19 protein-coding genes and 2 tRNA genes are annotated in these 19,434 nt (G+C 65.7%); 9 read left to right on the top strand and 12 right to left on the bottom strand.

Features of this window, described 5'->3' with window-relative positions; translation table 11 throughout:
- Window positions 1-21: 21 nt before the first annotated feature.
- The 3 genes from ACZ60G_RS14505 to thiL are packed head-to-tail and all read right to left on the bottom strand — an operon-like array spanning window position 22 to window position 2,140.
- On the bottom strand, window positions 22-288 hold the full coding sequence (locus tag ACZ60G_RS14505) for a hypothetical protein (protein WP_040693471.1): 267 nt from the start codon (window positions 286-288) through the stop codon (window positions 22-24).
- Window positions 289-332: 44 nt separating this feature from the next.
- Window positions 333-1,016 (bottom strand): uracil-DNA glycosylase, encoded by a 684-nt coding sequence (locus ACZ60G_RS14500; RefSeq protein WP_465810530.1) that lies wholly within the window; start codon window positions 1,014-1,016, stop codon window positions 333-335.
- Window positions 1,017-1,027: 11 nt separating this feature from the next.
- The gene (gene thiL / locus ACZ60G_RS14495) at window positions 1,028-2,140 is read right to left on the bottom strand and encodes a thiamine-phosphate kinase (RefSeq protein ID WP_465810528.1); all 1,113 of its coding nucleotides are present in this window, start codon (window positions 2,138-2,140) and stop codon (window positions 1,028-1,030) included.
- 174 nt (window positions 2,141-2,314) lie between these two features.
- Between thiL and ACZ60G_RS14490 the strand changes: the two genes are divergently transcribed.
- Complete coding sequence (locus ACZ60G_RS14490; RefSeq protein WP_465810526.1) at window positions 2,315-3,034, top strand: DUF3515 domain-containing protein; 720 nt, start codon at window positions 2,315-2,317, stop codon at window positions 3,032-3,034.
- Between the two features lie 76 nt (window positions 3,035-3,110).
- Here ACZ60G_RS14490 and ACZ60G_RS14485 read toward each other — a convergent pair whose 3' ends face one another.
- Window positions 3,111-4,208, bottom strand: coding sequence for a D-alanine--D-alanine ligase family protein (locus tag ACZ60G_RS14485; protein ID WP_465810525.1), 1,098 nt, complete (start codon window positions 4,206-4,208; stop codon window positions 3,111-3,113).
- A 67-nt stretch (window positions 4,209-4,275) separates the two neighbouring features.
- Complete coding sequence (locus tag ACZ60G_RS14480) at window positions 4,276-5,271, bottom strand: NAD(P)H-dependent glycerol-3-phosphate dehydrogenase (RefSeq protein WP_465810523.1); 996 nt, start codon at window positions 5,269-5,271, stop codon at window positions 4,276-4,278.
- A 43-nt stretch (window positions 5,272-5,314) separates the two neighbouring features.
- Between ACZ60G_RS14480 and cofC the strand changes: the two genes are divergently transcribed.
- From cofC to ACZ60G_RS14465, 3 genes are all read left to right on the top strand, one after another.
- Window positions 5,315-6,013: a 2-phospho-L-lactate guanylyltransferase gene (gene cofC, locus ACZ60G_RS14475; RefSeq protein WP_465810521.1), complete on the top strand. Its 699-nt coding sequence runs from the start codon at window positions 5,315-5,317 to the stop codon at window positions 6,011-6,013.
- Window positions 6,014-6,174: 161 nt separating this feature from the next.
- The gene (locus ACZ60G_RS14470; RefSeq protein ID WP_465810519.1) at window positions 6,175-8,334 is read left to right on the top strand and encodes an RNA degradosome polyphosphate kinase; all 2,160 of its coding nucleotides are present in this window, start codon (window positions 6,175-6,177) and stop codon (window positions 8,332-8,334) included.
- A 100-nt stretch (window positions 8,335-8,434) separates the two neighbouring features.
- A complete protein-coding gene (locus ACZ60G_RS14465; RefSeq protein WP_465810572.1) occupies window positions 8,435-9,379 on the top strand; it encodes an NUDIX hydrolase in 945 nt (314 codons plus the stop codon).
- Window positions 9,380-9,561: 182 nt separating this feature from the next.
- Here the strand turns inward: ACZ60G_RS14465 and ACZ60G_RS14460 are convergent, their stop codons facing one another.
- The 3 genes from ACZ60G_RS14460 to leuC all read right to left on the bottom strand — a co-directional run bounded on the left by ACZ60G_RS14460 (window position 9,562) and on the right by leuC (window position 12,481).
- Window positions 9,562-10,212: an HU family DNA-binding protein gene (locus tag ACZ60G_RS14460; RefSeq protein ID WP_465810517.1), complete on the bottom strand. Its 651-nt coding sequence runs from the start codon at window positions 10,210-10,212 to the stop codon at window positions 9,562-9,564.
- Between the two features lie 156 nt (window positions 10,213-10,368).
- Window positions 10,369-10,977, bottom strand: coding sequence for a 3-isopropylmalate dehydratase small subunit (leuD, locus tag ACZ60G_RS14455; RefSeq protein WP_465810515.1), 609 nt, complete (start codon window positions 10,975-10,977; stop codon window positions 10,369-10,371).
- Between the two features lie 82 nt (window positions 10,978-11,059).
- Complete coding sequence (gene leuC / locus ACZ60G_RS14450; RefSeq protein WP_465810513.1) at window positions 11,060-12,481, bottom strand: 3-isopropylmalate dehydratase large subunit; 1,422 nt, start codon at window positions 12,479-12,481, stop codon at window positions 11,060-11,062.
- Between the two features lie 150 nt (window positions 12,482-12,631).
- Between leuC and ACZ60G_RS14445 the strand changes: the two genes are divergently transcribed.
- The 3 genes from ACZ60G_RS14445 (at window position 12,632) to ACZ60G_RS14435 (ending at window position 14,194) form a co-directional block, all read left to right on the top strand.
- Complete coding sequence (locus ACZ60G_RS14445) at window positions 12,632-13,333, top strand: IclR family transcriptional regulator (protein ID WP_433630691.1); 702 nt, start codon at window positions 12,632-12,634, stop codon at window positions 13,331-13,333.
- A gap of 35 nt (window positions 13,334-13,368) precedes the next feature.
- Entirely contained in the window at window positions 13,369-13,869 is a 501-nt protein-coding gene (locus ACZ60G_RS14440; protein WP_465810511.1) for a pyridoxamine 5'-phosphate oxidase family protein, read from the top strand.
- A gap of 130 nt (window positions 13,870-13,999) precedes the next feature.
- Window positions 14,000-14,194, top strand: a complete 195-nt coding sequence (locus tag ACZ60G_RS14435) for a DUF5302 domain-containing protein (RefSeq protein WP_465810509.1) — start codon at window positions 14,000-14,002, stop codon at window positions 14,192-14,194.
- A gap of 376 nt (window positions 14,195-14,570) precedes the next feature.
- On the opposite strand, the gene ACZ60G_RS14430 is transcribed toward ACZ60G_RS14435, so the two are convergent.
- From ACZ60G_RS14430 to ACZ60G_RS14415, 4 genes are all read right to left on the bottom strand, one after another.
- A tRNA-Glu gene (locus ACZ60G_RS14430) sits at window positions 14,571-14,643 on the bottom strand.
- Window positions 14,644-14,797: 154 nt separating this feature from the next.
- Window positions 14,798-14,869: transfer RNA gene (locus ACZ60G_RS14425), tRNA-Gln, on the bottom strand.
- A gap of 135 nt (window positions 14,870-15,004) precedes the next feature.
- Window positions 15,005-16,477 carry a glutamate--tRNA ligase gene (gene gltX / locus ACZ60G_RS14420; RefSeq protein ID WP_465810507.1) on the bottom strand — a complete coding sequence of 491 codons (1,473 nt, stop codon included), beginning with the start codon at window positions 16,475-16,477 and terminating at the stop codon, window positions 15,005-15,007.
- A gap of 13 nt (window positions 16,478-16,490) precedes the next feature.
- Window positions 16,491-17,264, bottom strand: a complete 774-nt coding sequence (locus tag ACZ60G_RS14415) for a fumarylacetoacetate hydrolase family protein (RefSeq protein WP_040693506.1) — start codon at window positions 17,262-17,264, stop codon at window positions 16,491-16,493.
- Window positions 17,265-17,474: 210 nt separating this feature from the next.
- On the opposite strand from ACZ60G_RS14415, the gene ACZ60G_RS14410 reads away from it, so the two are divergent.
- Window positions 17,475-18,656 (top strand): MFS transporter, encoded by a 1,182-nt coding sequence (locus tag ACZ60G_RS14410; protein WP_465810505.1) that lies wholly within the window; start codon window positions 17,475-17,477, stop codon window positions 18,654-18,656.
- Between the two features lie 287 nt (window positions 18,657-18,943).
- Window positions 18,944-19,429, top strand: coding sequence for a hypothetical protein (locus ACZ60G_RS14405; RefSeq protein WP_465810503.1), 486 nt, complete (start codon window positions 18,944-18,946; stop codon window positions 19,427-19,429).
- The last annotated feature ends 5 nt before the right edge of the window (window positions 19,430-19,434 follow it).

Raw genomic sequence — 19,434 nt, 5'->3', positions numbered from 1 at the left:
CGAGCCCCGGTCAATGGGACTTCAGCAGTCCCACTTGCCCTGCGCGCTGATGGTGTTCTGCAGCAGGCACGCGACCTTGGCATTCACCGAGGACGAGATGGTCGAGGAGCCATTGGAGGTGAATTCCTCGCCGACCGGAGCGGCGGTCTTCGGCGCGGAGGTCTCCGTGGCGGGCTCGAGCGGCAACCCGGCCGCATTCGCCGCCGCGCTGCCGCCGGCCAGGGCCGCGCACAGGGCCAGCGTGGCGGTGGTGCCGCGCAGTGCGCCGCGAACGGTCTTGTTCTGCATGTAATTGTGCTCCTCTACTGTGTTTTAACCTCGACGCCCGGGATCTAGGGCAGGCGCCAGTCAACAGGTTCGGCACCCAATTCGTCGAGTAGTTCATTCACTCGTGAGAAGGGTCGAGAACCAAAAAAGCCGCGCGAGGCCGACAGTGGTGACGGGTGCACGGATTCGATATAGGGCACCTCGGCCGCGGCCAGCTGCGGTTTCAGTGTCTGCGCGTCCCGACCCCACAGGATCGCGACCAGCGGTTCGTCCCTGGCCACCAGCGCGCGAATCGCCTGATCGGTCACCGCTTCCCAGCCCTTGCCGCGGTGCGAGGCGGGCTGTCCCGGCGAAACCGTCAGGACTCGGTTCAGCAGCAGTACGCCCTGATCCGACCACGGGCTCAGATCGCCGTTCGACGGCGTCTGGTGGCCGAGGTCTTTGCTGTATTCGGCGAAGATATTGGCGAGGCTGCGCGGTACCGGCGAAACATCCGGGGCGACAGAGAAACTCAGGCCCATCGGATGTCCGGGCGTCGGATACGGATCCTGGCCGACAATAAGCACGCGCACCGCGCCGAACGGGCGCTGGAAAGCGCTCAGCACATTTTCACCGGCCGGTAGATAACCGCGGCCCGCCGCGTTTTCCGCGCGCAGGAATTCGCCCATCGCCGAGATCTGTTCGGCAACCGGTTCGAGAGCCTTCGCCCAACCCGGATCCATGATTTCCGTCAGTGGTTTCGCGCCCATGACCGCACAACCTATCTTGGCTCGGGCTCGGATGCCGAGTCCACCCCGCTGAACGATTCCCAGCCCCCACTGCCCGGATGCCGCGCACCGTCGACGGTGACGCCGTGACCTGCCAGCACCCGTCCGATCGGCACCCAGCCGGGCGGCAGCTCCCGGTGCGCGGGCCAGGTTCCGACGAACGCGTGATCCTCGCCGCCGGTCAGAATCCATTGCGCCGCATCGGCATCCAGACGCCGCGCGATCATCGCCAGAGCCGGATCGCGCAATGTCTTCGAGTAAATATCGATGGCGACGCCGGACGCCTCAGCGATATGGCCCAGATCCGCGAGCAATCCGTCCGAAATGTCGGTGAGCGCGGTGGGTGTCGCGGGCCATTCGGTGGGAGACCCGATGATGCCTTCAGATCCGAACTCCGTCGCGTTCTGATCCGGCACCCCGATGTGCTCCGAGCCGAGTACGCCTTCCGCAGGGGACGCTCCCGAGTTGTCCACTTCGGTGGCGGAATCGGCGACAACAGCGAGCACCGCCGAATAGGGCGGCTGTGGGACCCGATGGGCCGCAAGCACTTCGGCGAATAGTTCGTCTGCCGGATCGAATCCGGCGGTCAGCACCGCCAACCCGGCTGCGGACCAGCCGAGGCGACCGACCACCGCGACCGTATCCCCCACGCGCGCACCGGCTCTGGTGATCGGCGCGCGGCCGTCCAGATCGCCGAAAGCGGTGACCGAGATGACCAGCTGCGGACTGCGCACCACATCGCCGCCCGCGATGGAACCGCCCGCGCGGCGCGCCTCGGCCCACATCCCGTCGGTGAGCCCGTCCACCAGCTCGAGCGGCGTATCGGCCGGACAGCCGAACGCCACTACGAATGCGGTCGGCACGGCACCCATCGCGACCACGTCGGCGGCATTCTGCGCGATGGCCTTGCGCCCGATATCGCGCGGACCGGACCAGTCGAGCCGGAAATGTCGATCCTGGATCAGCATGTCGGTGGTGACCACGAAACGGCCGTCGGGCGCGGCCACCAGGGCGGCGTCGTCACCGGGGCCGAGCAGCACGCCGGGCGCCTGCACCCGCCCCGAGTTGATCCGCTCGATCAGCGCGAACTCCCCCAGCTCACGCACTGTCTTCGGCCGTGTGCTGTCGCTGATGACCTGGTCCCTTCCCGGCGTCGTGCTGGCTGAAATCGCCCCGAGGGTACCCTTTCCAAGGCAATCGAGTACTACCAGGCCGGTGCGCGGCATCCATCTCCCAGGTGACCGGACCCCACCAGCACGAAACAGGAAGGACCGGTGAGCATGGCGGCGGAATCGTCGGACCGCGATTCGTCGGAGGCGGAGCCGTCGGAGGCGGAGTCGTCGGAGGCGGAGTCGTCGGAGGCGGAGTCGTCGGAGGCGGAGTCGTCGAAGGCCGAGCTGTCGAAAGACGCCGAGCCCGCAGCCTCCGACAGCACCGAATCCGCCGACGAGCCCGCGACCGAATCCAGCGGCTACCCGCCCGCGCTGATCGCGACCGCTGTCGCACTCCCGGTCGTGCTGGTAGTCGCCGTTCTGGTCGCCGCAGTCCTTGCGCTACGCGCACCGACCGAACGCGAACCGCTGGTCCTCGGTCCGGTTCCCGCACCCGCAGCAGATGGTCCGGCGTGCGCCGCGCTGCTGCCCGCATTGCCGGTCGACCTCGGCGACTACTCCAAATCCACGCTGGTGGAACCGGCTCCCCCCGCGACTCGCGCCTGGCAGCGCGAGGACGGCGGTGACGCCATCGTGCTGCGCTGCGGTTTGGAGCGACCGTTGGAGTTCAACCGCGCCTCGCCGCTACAGATCGTCAATGGCGTGCAATGGTTCGAGGTCCGCGATGCGGCCGCCAAGGCGAGCACCTGGTTCGCCGTCGACCGCGCGACCTATATCGCGCTGACCGTCCCCGACGGCTCCGGACCGACTCCGCTGCAAGGAGTTTCGGACACGATCACCGCCAACATACCGGCCCAGCCGATCGATCCCGGCCCGCTGCCGAACTGACGTTCACACCCCGCGTCGTTGCGCCGAACCTGTGTGCGTGCGACACCGCGGGTCCTACCCGAAGGGCGAGCATCGCTCACCGCAACCCGGTACCCCGGGCGAGCGCCGTTTCGATCAGCGTGGAAACCAGCGCCCGGTAGTCGATTCCGGTCGCCTCCCACATCCGCGGATACATGGAGATCGAGGTGAAGCCGGGCATCGTATTGATCTCATTGATCACCGGCCCCTCGGCCGTGACGAAGAAGTCCACCCGCGCCAACCCTTGGCAGTCAAGCGCTTTGAATGCCCGCACCGCGAGTTCCCTGACGCTGTCGGACACTTCGTCGTCCAGTTTCGCCGGAACATCGAATTCGCAGACATCGTCGAGGTATTTGGTGTCGAAGTCGTAGAATTCCGGTGCCGCGGCATCGGCGTCGGGCATCCGGATCTCGGCGACCACGCTGGCCTCGACTCGCCCGTCCGGAAATTCCAGCACGCCACATTCGACTTCGCGTCCGACAATGCCCGCCTCCACGATCACCTTCGGATCGTGTTCGCGCGCCGTCGCGATCGCCGCGTCCAACTCGCTCCAGTCGGTGACCTTGGTGATGCCGATCGAGGAACCACCGCGCGCCGGTTTGACGAATACCGGCAGGCCCAGCAGCGCGCGATCATCCGCATCGAGCGTGTCGGTCCCGCGCCGCAGCACCAACTGCCGCCCGATCGGCAGCCCCTCCGCGGCGAGCAGTTTCTTGGTGAATTCCTTATCCATGCCCGCGGCGCTGGCCAGCACCCCCGGCCCGACATACGGCACCCCGGCCAATTCGAGCATGCCCTGCAACGTGCCGTCCTCACCGAACGGACCATGCAGAATCGGGAACACCACATCGACCGAACCGAGTGCCGCATTCGGATCATCGAGCGCGACCAACGAGCCGGACCGGCTCGGATCGGCGGCCAGCGTGAGCGCGGTGCCGCTGCTGTCCACCGCGGGCAACGCATTGTCCCTGAATCCGAGCGAGGCCACCTCGGAACCGCCGAGCACCCAGGCGCCGTCGAGGGTGATGCCGATGGGTACGGCTTCGTACTTTTCCGGATCGAGGTTGCGCAGCACGCTGCCGGCCGACACACACGAGACGGCGTGCTCGTTACTGCGCCCGCCGAACACCACAGCAACCCTGATCCGGTTCGTCATGAACGGAACCGTACCCGTTATGGGTGCCGAACCAACCTCGTGCCCGTGCGGTTATAGCGTTCGCCCCCTATTCCGGTTTGATCCGCCGACCCAGCAGATTGTCGACCGCCTCCTGTACCGAAACGCCCTCATGACATACCTGGTGCACCCCCGTGGTCAGCGGCATCTCGACATTGTGCGCCGCGGCCAGCGCCCGCACCGATGTGCACGACTTCACACCCTCGGCGACCTGACCATGGGTCGCCTCCTGGGCCGCCTCCATGGACCCGCCCGCCCCGAGCACATGCCCGAACGACCGGTTGCGCGACAGCGGCGAGGTACAGGTGGCGACCAGATCGCCGACACCGGCCAGTCCGGCCAATGTGACCGGCTCCGCGCCCAGTGCGACCCCGAGCCGGATGATCTCGGCCAGCCCACGGGTGATCAGGCTGGCAATCGAGTTGTCGCCCAATCCCATTCCCGAGGCGATGCCGCAGGCGAGGGCGATGACGTTCTTGCAGGCGCCTCCGATCTCGCAGCCGATCACATCGGTATTGGTGTAGGGCCGGAAGTAGCCGTTGGCGCAGGCCTGCTGCAGTGCGACGGCCCGAGCGGCATCGGTGCAGGCGATCACGGTGGCCGCGGGCTGCTCGGCGGCGATCTCCTTGGCCAGATTCGGACCGGACAGCACCGCGATGCGGCTCTCGTCGGCACCGGTGACTTCACCGATGACCTGACTCATCCGCAGCAGCGTGCCGGTCTCGATGCCCTTGGCCAGGCTCAGCAGCGCGGCATCCGGCCCGATCGAGTCCCGCCATGTCTCGAGATTCGCGCGCAGGGATTGGGACGGAACCGCGAGCACGACGATTTCGGCGCCGTCGAGTGCCTCGGCGTGGTCGTGGGTGGCCGTCACGCTGGGTAGTTGCACATCGGGCAGATAAAACGGATTGCGATGTTCCGTGGCCAGGGCCTTGGCCACCTCGGGCCGCCTGGCCCAGATCGTGACGTCGGTTCCCGCGTCCGCCAACACCTTCGCGAACGCGGTCCCCCATGATCCCGCGCCCAGCACTGCCGCCCTCGTCATCTGCCCAATATGCCACGGAACCACTCATGGAAGGATTAGCAGCATGCGTCCGCATGCGTTGCACGCCGTGATCGCGGTGAAGAGCCTCGATCGGGCAAAGAGCCGTCTGGCCGATCGGCTGCGCCCGGAACACCGGGCCCGGCTGGTGCTCGCCATGCTCGCCGACACCGTGTCCGCCGCCGTCGCGGTTCCGCAGATCGCGTCGGTCACCGTGGTGACCCCGGATCCGGTCGTCGCCGAGTTGGCGCGCACGCTCGGCGCGGTGGTGCATCCCGAACCTCGCCGCGAGGTGATCGACGCGACCGACCCGGACGGCCTGAACACCGCGCTCACCGACGCGGCGACCGCATTGCGACAGCGGCACGGCCCGGTCGAACTGCTGGCCCTACAGGCGGATCTGCCCGCCTTGCGCCCCGACGAACTCTCGGACATGCTGACCACCGCGCCGGTCGGAGTTCGCTCGGTCATCGTCGACCACGCCGGCAGCGGCACGGCTGCATTATTGGTCCGCGATACCGTCGCCCCGCTGGATCCGCGCTTCGGTCCCGGCTCGGCGCGTCGGCACATCGACGCGGGTGCGGTCGACCTGCGCGGTGACTGGCCCGGATTGCGGCTCGACGTCGACACCGCCGACGATCTGGACCGTGCCGTCGAACTCGGCGCGGGCGATTCGACAGGTGCTGTCCTGCACGACATCGGCTGGCCGACTCACGTTCACGAGCGGGTACGCCGGGTGTGCTAGCCGGTCGCCACATCCGGCGTGATACGCACGGCAATGATGGCGTCGGGCTGCACACGGCCCGGTTTGTAGGGGATGATCGTTGACGTGAGTGAGCGAAGCAAGCTATTCCGGAACCAGCGTGCGTCGCGCATGTCGGTGCCGCGTGCCAGCGAGGCGCGGGCATGAGCGATATCGAAACCGTCAAACAACAGGTGCTGCCGACCGCACTGCCCGCCGCGACTCCACCGGCCGAGGATGGCGGCGTACAGCGGTTGCCACGCGATCGCTACCTGAACCGCGAACTCAGTTGGCTCGACTTCAACACCCGAGTTCTCGCACTTGCCGAGGACGCATCGCTGCCATTGTTGGAGCGCGCGAAATTCCTTGCGATCTTCGCCTCCAATCTGGACGAGTTCTATATGGTCCGCGTCGCCGGCCTCAAACGCCGTGCGGAGACCGGACTTTCGGTGCGTTCGGCCGACGGCCGTTCGCCCACCGAACAATTGGAGCTGATCGCGGCGCGCGCCCAGGAGATCGCCGATCGGCACGCCCGCGTCTTCCTCGACTCAGTACTGCCCGCGCTGACCGCCGAGGGCATCGCCGTCATCGTCTGGTCCGATCTGGATAGCGATGAGCGCCAACGCCTCTCGGGCTACTTCCAGGATCAGGTTTTTCCGGTCCTCACCCCGCTCGCGGTGGATCCGGCGCACCCGTTCCCCTACATCAGCGGCCTGAGTCTCAACCTCGCGGTGACGGTTAAGGATGCCTCCACCGGCGGCGAACATTTCGCCCGCGTCAAGGTGCCCGACAACGTCGATCGCTTCGTTCGGGTGCGGCGCACCGACTCCGGCTCCCCGGTCGCGGCCTTCCTCCCGATGGAAGAACTGATCGCCGCGCACCTCGATCTGCTGTTCCCGGGTATGAAGGTCGTCGAACACCACTCGTTCCGGATCACCCGCAATGCCGATTTCGAGGTCGACGAGGATCGCGACGAGGATCTGCTGCAGGCGTTGGAGCGGGAACTCGCTCGCCGCCGCTTCGGGTCGCCGGTCCGACTAGAGGTCTCCGACGATATGACCGAGCACATGCTCGATCTGCTGCTGCGTGAGCTCGAGGTCGATCCCGGCGATGTGATCCAGGTGCCCGGCCTGCTGGACCTGTCCTGCCTGTGGCAGGTGTACAGCGTGGACCGGCCCAATCTCAAGGACGCGCCGTATGTGCCCGCGACGCCGCCCGCGTTCGGCGAGCGCGAAACCCCGCGCAATGTCTTCCAGGCGCTGCGCGAGGGCGACGTGCTGGTGCACCACCCCTACGACTCGTTCTCCACCAGCGTGCAGCGCTTCATCGAACAGGCCGCCGCCGACCCGCAGGTGCTTGCGATCAAACAGACCCTGTACCGCACCTCCGGTGACTCTCCGATCGTGAACGCGCTCATCGACGCGGCCGAGGCGGGTAAACAGGTCGTCGCGCTGGTCGAGATCAAGGCCCGCTTCGACGAACAGGCCAACATCAAATGGGCCCGGGCGCTGGAACAGGCGGGCGTGCATGTCGTCTACGGCCTCATCGGCCTCAAGACCCACTGCAAGACCTGCCTGGTGGTGCGTCGCGAGGGTTCGACCATCCGCCGCTACTGCCATATCGGCACCGGCAACTACAACCCGAAGACCGCACGCCTCTACGAGGACGTCGGGTTGCTCACCGCCGCACCGGAAATCGGCGCCGATCTGACCGATCTGTTCAATTCGCTGACCGGTTACTCGCGAAAGGCCAACTACCGCAACCTGCTTGTCGCGCCGCAGGGTGTGCGCGCCGGAATCATCGAGCGGATCCAGCGCGAGATCGAGCTGGCGCGCCAGGGCGTCGCGGCGCGAATCCGGATAAAGGCCAATGCAATTGTCGACGAGCAAGTCATCGACGCGCTCTACCGAGCTTCTCAGGCCGATGTACCGGTGCAGATCGTGGTGCGTGGCATCTGCGGTCTGCGACCCGGTGTCGAGGGGATGAGCGAGAACATCGAGGTGCGCTCGATTCTCGGTCGCTTCCTGGAACATTCGCGGATCATGTACTTCCAGGCCCAGGACCAATACTGGATCGGCAGCGCCGACATGATGCACCGGAATCTGGACCGGCGCGTGGAAGTCATGGCACAGGTGAAGGATCCGAAGCTGTGCGAGCAGTTGGGCTCGGTCTTCGACTCGGCGCTGTATCCGACGACGCGCTGCTGGGTTCTCAAAGCCGACGGCAGCTGGCATGCCTCACCCGACGGTGCCGATAGCAACGGCGTCGAGGTACGTGACCACCAGCAATTCATGATGCGAGTACGGAGACCGGATCAGCCGTGAACGAGCGGCAGCGAATGAACCATCAATACAGCGCGCAATCGCGCACGACGGAGTCGAGCGCCATCGAGGCGCAGTCGTGAGCAGCACGCCGGGATACGAGATGGACGGCGGGCCGTTCTGGGATCCTCGGGTAACAGCCAACATTCACGCCGCGGGCGCGGTGTTGTGGCGTAGAACGTCCGCTGAATCCGGCGCCATCGAGATCGCCGTGGTACACCGCCCCAAGTATCAGGATTGGTCGCTGCCGAAAGGCAAACTCGATCCGGGCGAGACACCGGTGTTGGCCGCCGTGCGCGAGGTCGGCGAGGAAACCGGCCTCGACTGCCTGCTCGGCCGCTACCTCGGGCACGTCACGTATCCGATTCCCGGGCATCGGAAACTCAAGCGGGTGGACTATTGGGCCGCCGAGGTTTCCGGCGGTGAATTCAGCGCCAATTCCGAGGTCGATGCGCTGTCCTGGTGCACCTTGGACCGGGTGATGGACCAATTGTCGTATCCGATGGACCGGCAGGTGATGCGCGCCTTCACCCGCCTGCCCGCCGCCACCAGCACGTTGGTTGTGGTGCGGCACGCCAAGGCGGGCAGGAGGGACCGATTCGACGGTCCGGACGACCAGCGTCCGCTGGAGCGGGCCGGTCGGGTTCAAGCCGATGTGTTGGTCCCGAATCTGCTGGCATTCGGTGCGTCCGAGATCTTTTCGGCCGATCCGCTGCGCTGCGTCCAGACGATGGAACCGCTAGCGGAGAAACTCGGCACGACCATCGGCATCGAACCGGATTTCTCCGAAACCGCTTATGCCGCAGCGCCCGACAAGGCTCGACAACGCGCCCTTTCACTCGTGTCGGATCGCGCGGTGCGCGTTCTGTGCAGTCAGGGCAAGGTAATTCCCGATCTGCTGCAGTGGTGGGCCGAACGGGACGGCATTACGCTGCCGTCCGCGCGCAACCGCAAGGGCAGTGCGTGGGTGCTGTCGTTCGTCTCGGGTCGACTGGTCGCCGCCGACCACCTCGACCGGTCACTCTCGGACGCCATCGTAAAGTCCTGACGTCGCAGTCGAGTCCTGACGCCTGAGGGGACCACAACCGTCATACGGTCGCTTCTCGACACCCAATCCAGACGCAGACAGCCGAAACGGCCCCGAGGCGAACCTCGGGGCCGTTTCGAGTCGGTTTGCCGGTGATTCCGCCTAGCGGAGCCGAATCACCCGGCGGCAGTGCACCTTCAGCGTCAGCGCGCGCGACGGGCCGGAGCCTTCTTGGCCGCGGTCTTCTTCGCTGGTGCCTTCTTCGCGACCGTCTTCTTGGCGGCGGTGGCGGTCTTCTTGGCCGCCGTCGTCGCCTTCTTGGCCGCGGTCGTCGCCTTCTTGGCGACGGTCTTCTTGGCGGGTGCCTTCTTAGCAGCCGTCTTGGTGGCAGTTGCCTTGCGCGCCGTCGTCTTTGCCGGGGCCTTCTTGGCCGCCGTCTTCTTCGCGGGCGCCTTGGTGGCGGTCGTCTTCTTGGCGGCGGTCTTCTTGGCCGCCGTCTTCTTTGCGGCCGCCTTCTTGGCTGCCACCGGTGCATTCGCGCCGCGCTTTACCGCAGGGCCGCTCGCGGTCAGCTTCTGCTTACCCGCAATGACGGCTTTGAACTGCGCGCCCGGACGGAACGCCGGCACCGAAGTGGGCTTCACCTTCACGGTTTCGCCGGTACGCGGGTTCCGCGCGACACGAGCCGCACGCTTACGCTGTTCGAACACACCGAATCCGGTGATTGTGACGCTCTGACCCTTGTGCACCGCGCGCACGATGGTGTCGACCACATGCTCGACTGCCGCGGTGGCCGTGCGCCTGTCCGTACCCAACTTTTCGGTCAGAACGTCGATCAGTTCCGCCTTGTTCATTGAATCCTCCGCAGACTAATGGCCCGTCGTCGGACCGACTAGGTACCACGGTAAACCCACTTTGGGCAAGAGTCTATGTGCCACGCCAAAATTCATGTGGTTTAGCACACGTCCAGCTACCGCCCCAAGGCGAACTCAGCTATCGCTACCGGGTGATTACGCCTGCGAAATATGCGCCGGAAGGGTTGTGGGTTTCCAACTTGGCCTTGCCTTTTCGAACTCGCCGATGACGTCACTACGCCGCAGTGTCAGCCCGATGTCGTCCAATCCTTCGAGCAGACGCCACCGCGTGTAGTCATCAATATCGAACGGCAACACGACGGTTCCGGCCGTCACCGTGCGCGCCTCGAGGTCTACTACCAATTCGAGACCCGGCTGTTCCTCGAGCAACTTCCAGAGCATTTCGACATCGTTCTGTGACATCTGCGCGGCCAACACTCCGCCCTTGCCCGCATTGCCGCGGAAGATGTCGGCGAAGCGTGACGAGATGACGACGCGAAAGCCGTAGTCCGACAGCGCCCATACCGCGTGTTCGCGCGAGGATCCGGTACCGAAGTCCGGACCAGCCACCAGCACACTGCCCCGGTTAAAGGGTTCGGTGTTCAGAATGAAGTCCGGATCCGATCGCCATGCTGCGAAGAGTCCGTCCTCGAATCCCGTTCGCGTCACCCGCTTCAGGTACACGGCCGGAATGATCTGATCGGTGTCGACATTGGATCGGCGCAGCGGCACTCCGATCCCCTTGTGCACGGTGAAGGCTTCCATTTGCTGATTCTCCTGGGTCATTAGACGATTTGCGCGGGCGACAGAACGAATCGGCGCGGACACAACGGCGTCCGCGCGCCGATCAGTCCAGATCCGCAGGCGAGGACAGGGTGCCGCGGACCGCCGTTGCGGCCGCTACGAGCGGGGAAACCAGGTGTGTACGGCCACCTTTGCCCTGCCGACCCTCGAAGTTACGGTTCGAAGTCGAAGCACAGCGCTGACCCGGTGCGAGCTGATCGGGATTCATTCCCAAGCACATCGAGCAGCCCGCCTGACGCCATTCGGCGCCCGCGGCGGTGAAAATCTCGCCCAGTCCTTCTTTTTCCGCCTGGGCGCGCACCCGCATAGATCCCGGTACAACCAGCATTCGCACCCCGTCGGCGACGCGGCGTCCCTTCAAAATCCCGGCCACCGCACGCAAATCCTCGATGCGCCCGTTGGTGCACGAACCGACGAATACAGTGTCGACCGATACATCACGAAGTGGAGTACCCGGCTCCAAATCCATGTATCGCAACGCTTTCTCCGCGGACTCGCGTGCCGTCTCGTCGGTAATCTGCGCGGGATCGGGCACCTGCTCGCCCAGCGGCGCACCCTGTCCCGGGTTGGTACCCCAGGTGACGAACGGGCTCAGCGCGGCGGCGTCGATGTGCACCTCGGCATCGAAAACGGCGCCCTCATCGGTCTTCAGCGCCTCCCAGGCGGCCACTGCGGCATCCCAGTCGGCTCCCTGCGGCGCGTGCGGGCGTCCTTTGAGGAATTCATAGGTGGTTTCGTCAGGAGCGATCATGCCGGCCCGCGCGCCCGCCTCGATCGACATGTTGCAGATCGTCATTCGCGCCTCCATAGACATGGCGCGAATGGCCTCGCCGCGATACTCGAGCACATAGCCCTGACCACCGCCGGTACCGATCTGGGCGATGACGGCCAGAATCAGGTCCTTACTCGTGACACCGGGCGGCAATTGGCCGTCGACAGTGATCGCCATGGTCTTGAACGGGCGCAGCGAGAGCGTCTGCGTGGCAAGGACGTGCTCGACCTCACTGGTGCCGATGCCCATGGCCAGCGCGCCGAATGCGCCGTGGGTGGAGGTGTGGCTATCGCCGCACACCACCGTCGTCCCCGGCTGGGTCAAACCCAATTGCGGCCCGACGACGTGCACGATGCCCTGATCCAGGTCCCCCATCGGATGCAGGCGCACACCGAATTCCGCGCAATTGTGACGCAGCGTCTCTACCTGGGTGCGCGAAATGGGGTCGGCGATGGGCTTATCGATATCGATCGTCGGGACGTTGTGGTCCTCGGTCGCGATGGTGAGATCGGGACGGCGCACCGGACGGCCCGCGGCGCGGAGTCCGTCGAAGGCCTGCGGGCTGGTCACCTCATGCACGAGGTGCAGATCGATGTAGATCAGATCGGGCTCCCGCGAGGCGCCCTCGCCCGCTCCGCGGGAGACGACATGCTGCTCCCACACCTTCTCGGCCAGTGTGCGGCGCTCGGCCATTCTCGATCACCTTTCCGACGAGCAACCGAGGTACGCGTTCCGGGCTGAGGCGCGCTCACGGTTGCACAAGTTTTTTGGCTGTTCCGACGCGTCCGGAGCGAGCAGCCCCTTGAGTGGCATTCTCAGTATCCGAGACGCTAATATCGTTCTATGAGACAGCATAGCGGTATCGGCGTCCTCGACAAAGCGGTGTCGGTGTTATACGCCGTCGCGGAGCACCCTTGCGGTCTCAACGAACTGTGCACCCGCACCGGCCTGCCCCGGGCCACCGCCCATCGCCTGGCCGTCGGGCTCGAGGTACACCGGCTGCTCGCCCGCGACAACAACGGTCTGTGGCGGCCCGGACCAGCCCTCGCTGAGCTCGCCGCCGGGGCCAGCGATCCACTGCACGAGGCCGCCGCGGCCATTCTCCCGCGCTTGCGCGAGATCACCGGCGAGAGCGTCCAGATCTACTGCCGAGACGGCAATGCGCGGGTCTGCATCGCCGCCCTGGAACCACCCGTCGGCCTGCGCGACACCGTGCCGATCGGGGCGCGCCTGCCGCTCACCGCCGGTTCGGCGGCCAAGGTGCTGGTCGCCTGGGCGGATCCGGAACTGCAGCGCATCATCCTGGCCGATGCGGTATTCGGTGAGCGGGCGCTGGCCGAGGTCCGCAAGCGCGGCTGGGCCCAGAGCGCCGCCGAGCGGGCCAGCGGTGTGGCCAGCGTCTCCGCACCCGTGCGTGACGCCGCGGGCCACGTCATCGCGGCGGTCTCGGTGTCGGGCCCGATCGATCGCATGGGCCGCAGACCGGGCGCCCGCTGGGCAGCCGACCTGGTAGCCGCCGCGGACGCACTCCACAAGCGGCTGTAACACGTTCTAGTTTCGAACCTCTAAAGTTGGTGCGCATGGGAGTAAACCAACGGGCGCAGATCGTCATGTCCGACGCCGAGATTTCCGAATTCCTGCAGCGCAGCCGCATCGCGACGCTGGCCACCATCGGCCCGAACGGTGCGCCGCACCTGACCGCGATGTGGTACGCGCTCATCGACGGCGAGATCTGGTTCGAGACCAAGGCCAAGTCGCAAAAGGCAGTCAACCTGGGCCGCGACCCCCGCGTAACCTGCATGGTCGAGGCGGGCCAGACCTACGACCAGTTGCGCGGCGTCTCGATCGAAGGCCACGCCGAGATCATCGATGATCCGGACAAGCTCTTCGCCGTCGGCGTGAGCGTCTGGGAGCGCTACACCGCCCCCTACAGCGAAGAAGTCCGCCCGCTCGTCGAGCAGATGCTCAACAAGCGCATAGCCGTCCGCGTGGTCCCGGATCGCCTCCGCAGCTGGGACCACCGCAAACTCGGCCTCCCCCAACTCCCCCTCGGCGGCACCACCGCCCCACCCCTCGACTGATCGCGCCACGCGGGCAAAATCGGCCTGACACGCCGGGTGCGGCACAGTAGCGTCAACCCTGATCGACCCGAATCGGCAGCGCGGCGACGCCCCATGGCGCGCCACCCGGCCGCGACGACGAGGAGCAGACATGGCGGAAGCGGATAGTTCCAACGGCAAGGCGGCACCGAGCACCGAAGACGTCAAACGCAAATTCAAGGAAGCCCTGGAGCGCAAAAACCAGCACAACGCCAAGTCGAACGACCACCTCGACGGCCGCTCCAAGGCAACCTCCCCCCACGGCAACGCCAGCCATAAGCGAGAGTTCCGCCGCAAGAGCGGATAAAAGCCCCATCACCCAAAGGCCCTCCAGCTGAACCTCTGGAGGGCTTTTGCGTATCCAGAAACTCTCCCTACTCTGGCAACTCGGGCCACCCGAGGGGCAACTTGGGTCACCTGAGGGCATCGCCCCCGTTGGGCGCACCCGCACCCACGCCAGCGCCCTGATGGACACCGCCACGAAAAAGTGCCCACAGCACCGAGGAAACAGGGCCCCACCCACCCAACTACACCTCGACCTGCTGTTCCGGGCGAAGCCCAGGCCAGACTCGGGGGTCCGGGGGCGAAGCCCTCCGGGTGGGTGTGGGGGTTTCACCCCCACAAAACAATGCGAAAACGAGAAAGGCTCACGCTCTGTGTGAGCATGAGCCTTGCACTCGTTGTAGCCCCGACGGGATTCGAACCCGCGCTACCGCCTTGAGAGGGCGGCGTCCTAGGCCGCTAGACGACGGGGCCAGGACTCGATCTCCCACATTTCAGCGGGTGATCTTTCCGTTTGATCTTTCGATCAGTGGAAGCTCGGTTAGCTTAGCCGACCGAAGCTCGGCGACCAAATCGCCGGATGCTGAACAACTTTCGGTCGCGCGCCGAGAGAAGAACAACATTTCCGCTGGGGTACCAGGACTCGAACCTAGAATGGCTGAACCAGAATCAGCTGTGTTGCCAATTACACCATACCCCAATGACCAGGACGTTCGGCCTCGTGTCCGGATGACCCGAGGCCGGAGTTCCGAGCCGAGAAGTAGAGTACCAAACCGCATACGGTCTACTACAAATCGGCTGGTCAACGCCCTGTTTTTCGGTCAAAGGCGGATTTTCAGGCCGGTGCCGCCCAGTCCCGCGCCGAGCGCAGCCGAGCCAGGCTCGTCTCGCGGCCGAGCAGCTCGAGCGATTCATACAGCGGCGGGCTGATATGCGAACCCGTCACAGCCACTCGCACTGGTGCGAACGCCTTACGTGGTTTGAGCCCCAGATCATCGATGAGCGCGGTTTTGAGCGCATCCTCGATAGCGGGGGTGGTCCAGGCCGTCAGCGGCTCCAGCGCGGCAATGGCGGCGTCCAATACCGGGGTGGCTTCGGAACCGAGGTTCTTCGACCCCGCCGCCGGATCAATCGCGAACTCTTCCGCGGGCGCGAACAAGAAACGCAGCAGTTCCCACGCGTCGGACAACACCACGATCCGGGTTTGCACAAGTTCGGCGGCCGCGGCGAACAACTTGTCGTCGATGTCGGCGCCGATGTGGCCGTGTTCGGTGAGGAACTCACGCAAGCGGTGCGTGAAATCACCCGGCTCCAGCAATCGGATGTGTTCGGCGTTGAGCGCGTCCGCCTTCTTCTGATCGAAACGGGCCGGATTCGAATTCACTTTCGAGATATCGAAGGCTGCCACCATCTCGGCCATCGAGAAAACATCGCGATCATCCGCGATGCCCCAGCCGAGTAGCGCCAGGTAATTCAGCAAACCCTCCGGGATGAATCCCCTATCCCGATGGACGAACAGATTCGACTCCGGATCGCGCTTGGACAACTTCTTGTTGCCCTGCCCCATCACGAACGGCAGATGACCGAACTCCGGAGTGAACTCCGCGACACCGATCCGGCGCATAGCCGCATAGAGTGCGATTTGGCGCGGCGTGGACGAGAGAATGTCCTCGCCGCGCAACACATGGGTGATCTTCATCAATGCGTCGTCGACCGGGTTAACCAGCGTATAGAGCGGATCGCCATTACCGCGAGTGAGTGCGAAATCGGGCACGGTACCCGCTTTGAAGGTGGTTTCACCGCGCACGAGATCGTGCCAGGTGATGTCTTCGTCGGGCATTCGGAGCCGGATTACCGCCGGGCGCCCGGCGGCCCGATGGGCCTCGATCTCCTCGGGGGTGAGATCGCGGTCGTAGTTGTCGTAGCCGAGTTTCGGATCGCGGCCCGCGGCCCGATGGCGCTCCTCGACTTCCTCGGCGGTGGAGAAGGATTCGTACGCTTCACCGGCCGCCAGCAAATTCCGCACGACTTCCATATGCAGCTCGCGTCGCTGCGATTGCCGATAGGGCGCATAGGGGCCGCCGACCTCCGGGCCCTCGTCCCAGGTGAGACCGAGCCAGCGCAGCGCGTCCAGGATCGCACCGTATGATTCTTCGGAATCGCGTGCGGCATCGGTATCTTCGATGCGGAAGACGAACTTGCCGCCGGTGTGGCGGGCGTACGCCCAATTGAACAGCGCCGTCCGGACCAGGCCGACATGCGGCGTTCCGGTCGGTGACGGGCAGAAGCGGACCCGTACTTCAGTCATGGCTCTCTTTCGATTAGCGCTTGGCGGCAACAGGATTGGTGAGGGTTCCGATGCCCTCGACGGTCACGGAGACGTTCTGCCCGGCCTGCAGCGGGCCGACGCCCTCCGGGGTGCCGGTGAGCAGCACATCGCCGGGCAGCAGCGTCATCACTGTGGTCACCCACTCGATGAACTTCGGAATATCGTGCAGCAGAAGTGAAGTGCGGCTGCGCTGGCGTACCTCGCCGTCGACTTCGGTGACGATCTCCAGATCCGAAGGGTCGAGCGAGGTTTCGATCCACGGGCCGAGCGGGCAGAAGGTGTCGTAGCCCTTGCCCCGGGTCCACTGGCCGTCGTGCTTCTGCTGATCGCGCGCGGTCACATCGTTGGCGACGGTGTAGCCGAGCACCACGTCGAGTGCGCGGGCGGCCGGCACGTCCTTGCACGGACGGCCGATGACGATCGCGAGCTCGCCCTCGTAATCGACCTGGGATGAGCTGGGCGGCAATACGATCGACGCGTTCGGGCCGATGATCGAGGTGCTCGGCTTCATGAAGATCACCGGATCCGCCGGTGCGACCCCGCCCATTTCGGCCGCGTGCGCGGCGTAGTTCTTACCGATGCAGACCACCTTGCTGGCCAGAATCGGCGCGAGCAGGCGCACATCGGCCAGCGGCCAACTCCGCCCGGTGAATGTCGGAGTACCGAACGGATGTTCCGCGATCTCCTTGGCGACGCTCTCGCTCCCCTCCCCTTCGATGCTGACGAAAGCGACTCCATCGGGACTGGCGATTCGACCTAGACGCATGCACCGCAGTCTATCGACCGCCTTCGACCTGCTCGAACGCGCCCGACCGAGCGGTCCGGAACCGCGCGCGGCGACGGGTTCGGCGGCTCGCGATGTGAGCAGTTCGACAGCACCACAGCGGAATCCGCTTGCCCACTGGGTGTACGGTGAGACTCGATGTTCATACAATGAGAACTCATTCCCATATTTTGAGATTCCGAGGTGAGGCCGATGGCTACGACCGTGACGCAGATGCGCGACGTCCGACGGTGGTCCATGCTCGGCCTCGGTGTGTTCGCGCAGGCCTCCAGCGCCGTCTTCGTCCACGGGGTTCCATTTCTTTTGCCCGCGCTGACGGCCGGTGGCATGCCGCTGGCTACTGCGGGCCTGCTCGTGGCCATGCCGACGGTCGGCCTGGTATGCACGCTGATCGCCTGGGGATATGTCGTGGACCGGATCGGCGAGCACAAGGTACTGGTCGGCGGACCGCTGCTGATGTTCTGCGCGGGCATCGCGGCGGCTACCGTCACCGATCACGTGCTGCTCGGCGCATTGCTGTTCCTGGGCGGCGTCGGCGCGGCGAGTACCAACGGGGCCAGCGGCCGGGTGATCGTCGGCTGGTTCCCGCCGCAGCGGCGTGGACTGGCCATGGGTATTCGACAGACCGCTCAGCCCATCGGCGTCGGCATCGGCGCGCTCAGCATTCCGGCCGTCGCGGCCGCACACGGGGTCTCGGCGGCCGTTCTCGTGCCCGCCGTGATGGCGGGTGTCGCCGCGCTTGGCTGCTTGATCGGAATAGTCGATCCGCCACGGCCCGCGGGCGCGGCGGCGGATCGAGCCAACCCGTATCGCGGTGATTCAACGCTGTGGCGGATCCACGCGGTATCGGTGCTGCTGTGCATTCCCCAAGGGACCGTATGGACTTTCGCATTATTGTGGTTGCACAGTGACGTTGGCTGGTCGCTGCCCGTGGCGGGCGCTCTGGTGACCGGAACCCAATTCCTCGGCGCCATAGGACGAATCGGCGCGGGCGCGTGGTCCGATCGCGTCGGCAGCCGACTGGGACCGCTGCGCACCGTCGCCATCGCCGCCGTAATCTCCATGGCCGCCTTGGCTTCGGCCGCATGGACGCACGCGTGGTGGGCCGCGATTCCGCTGCTGATCGCCGCATCGGTCATCACGGTCTCCGATAACGGTCTGGCCTTCACCGCGGTGGCCGAAATCGCCGGACCGTTCTGGAGTGGACGTGGACTCGGCATCCAGAACACCGGCCAGAACCTCGCAATGGCCGCCATACCACCGGTTTTCGGCGCGCTGATCACCGCAAGCGGTTTCCCCGCCGCATATCTGTTGGCCGCCGTGCTGGCAATGGCGGCGGTTCCGTTGGTCCCCACTGATCGACGATCCGAATAACGGCCCCTTAGGAATTCGCGCCCGTTCCGGTTCTCCGGGGCGGGCGCGATGCATGTACGTCGGGCCCGCCTCCAAAGACAATCACGGATTCAGGTCGCGTCGCGCCGCAGGATCGAAGCCGATCCGAGAAGACGTTGTCCGCCTGATCTTCGACTGAACGCGACGCCGGAGCCTAGCCGGTCCTCGCGATAGGCGGCATCCCCTAGGCCAAGCAATGGATTCGCACCTCCGACCGGCCATGTAAACCCAGCCTTGACAAGGCGACCGTGTCAAGCCAGGCTTTACATATGTCCGATGAACAGCAGCGCGTAGACCCGCAGGACGAGCGGGCGATGCTCGGAAAGTTGTTGTCCGCCAATGCGGAACTGGTCGTGGGTGTGCTGGGCCCGGAGGAGGGCAGGCCCAGCGTGCCGGTGCTCGCCGCGCTCACGGCGACCCGAAATCTGAGTCGACTCGTCGACGACATCCTGCACACCCTGGCCCGGCAGGCCCGCGAAGAAGGCCACACCTGGGCCGAAATCGGCGATCTCCTCGGCACCTCCCGCCAAGCGGCATTCCAACGCTTCAGCGGCCCGATGCCCCCGATGGGCCCGCTCCCCACACCCCCGATGCCGCCGATGCCGCCCAACCCTCCCGTTCCCCCGACACCACCCGGATTCCCCACCCCGCCAGCCGGATTCCCCGCCCCACCGCACATGCCGATGCCACCCGGCCCACCCCCGATGCCCACCCCACCCGACATGCCGAAGCCGCCGACCCCACCAACCCGTTGATCCTG

The sequence above is a fragment of the Nocardia sp. NPDC102475 genome (assembly GCF_055584605.1).
The sequence above is the reverse complement of the archived record's forward strand: the minus strand, read 5'-3'. Positions and strand labels throughout refer to the sequence as shown.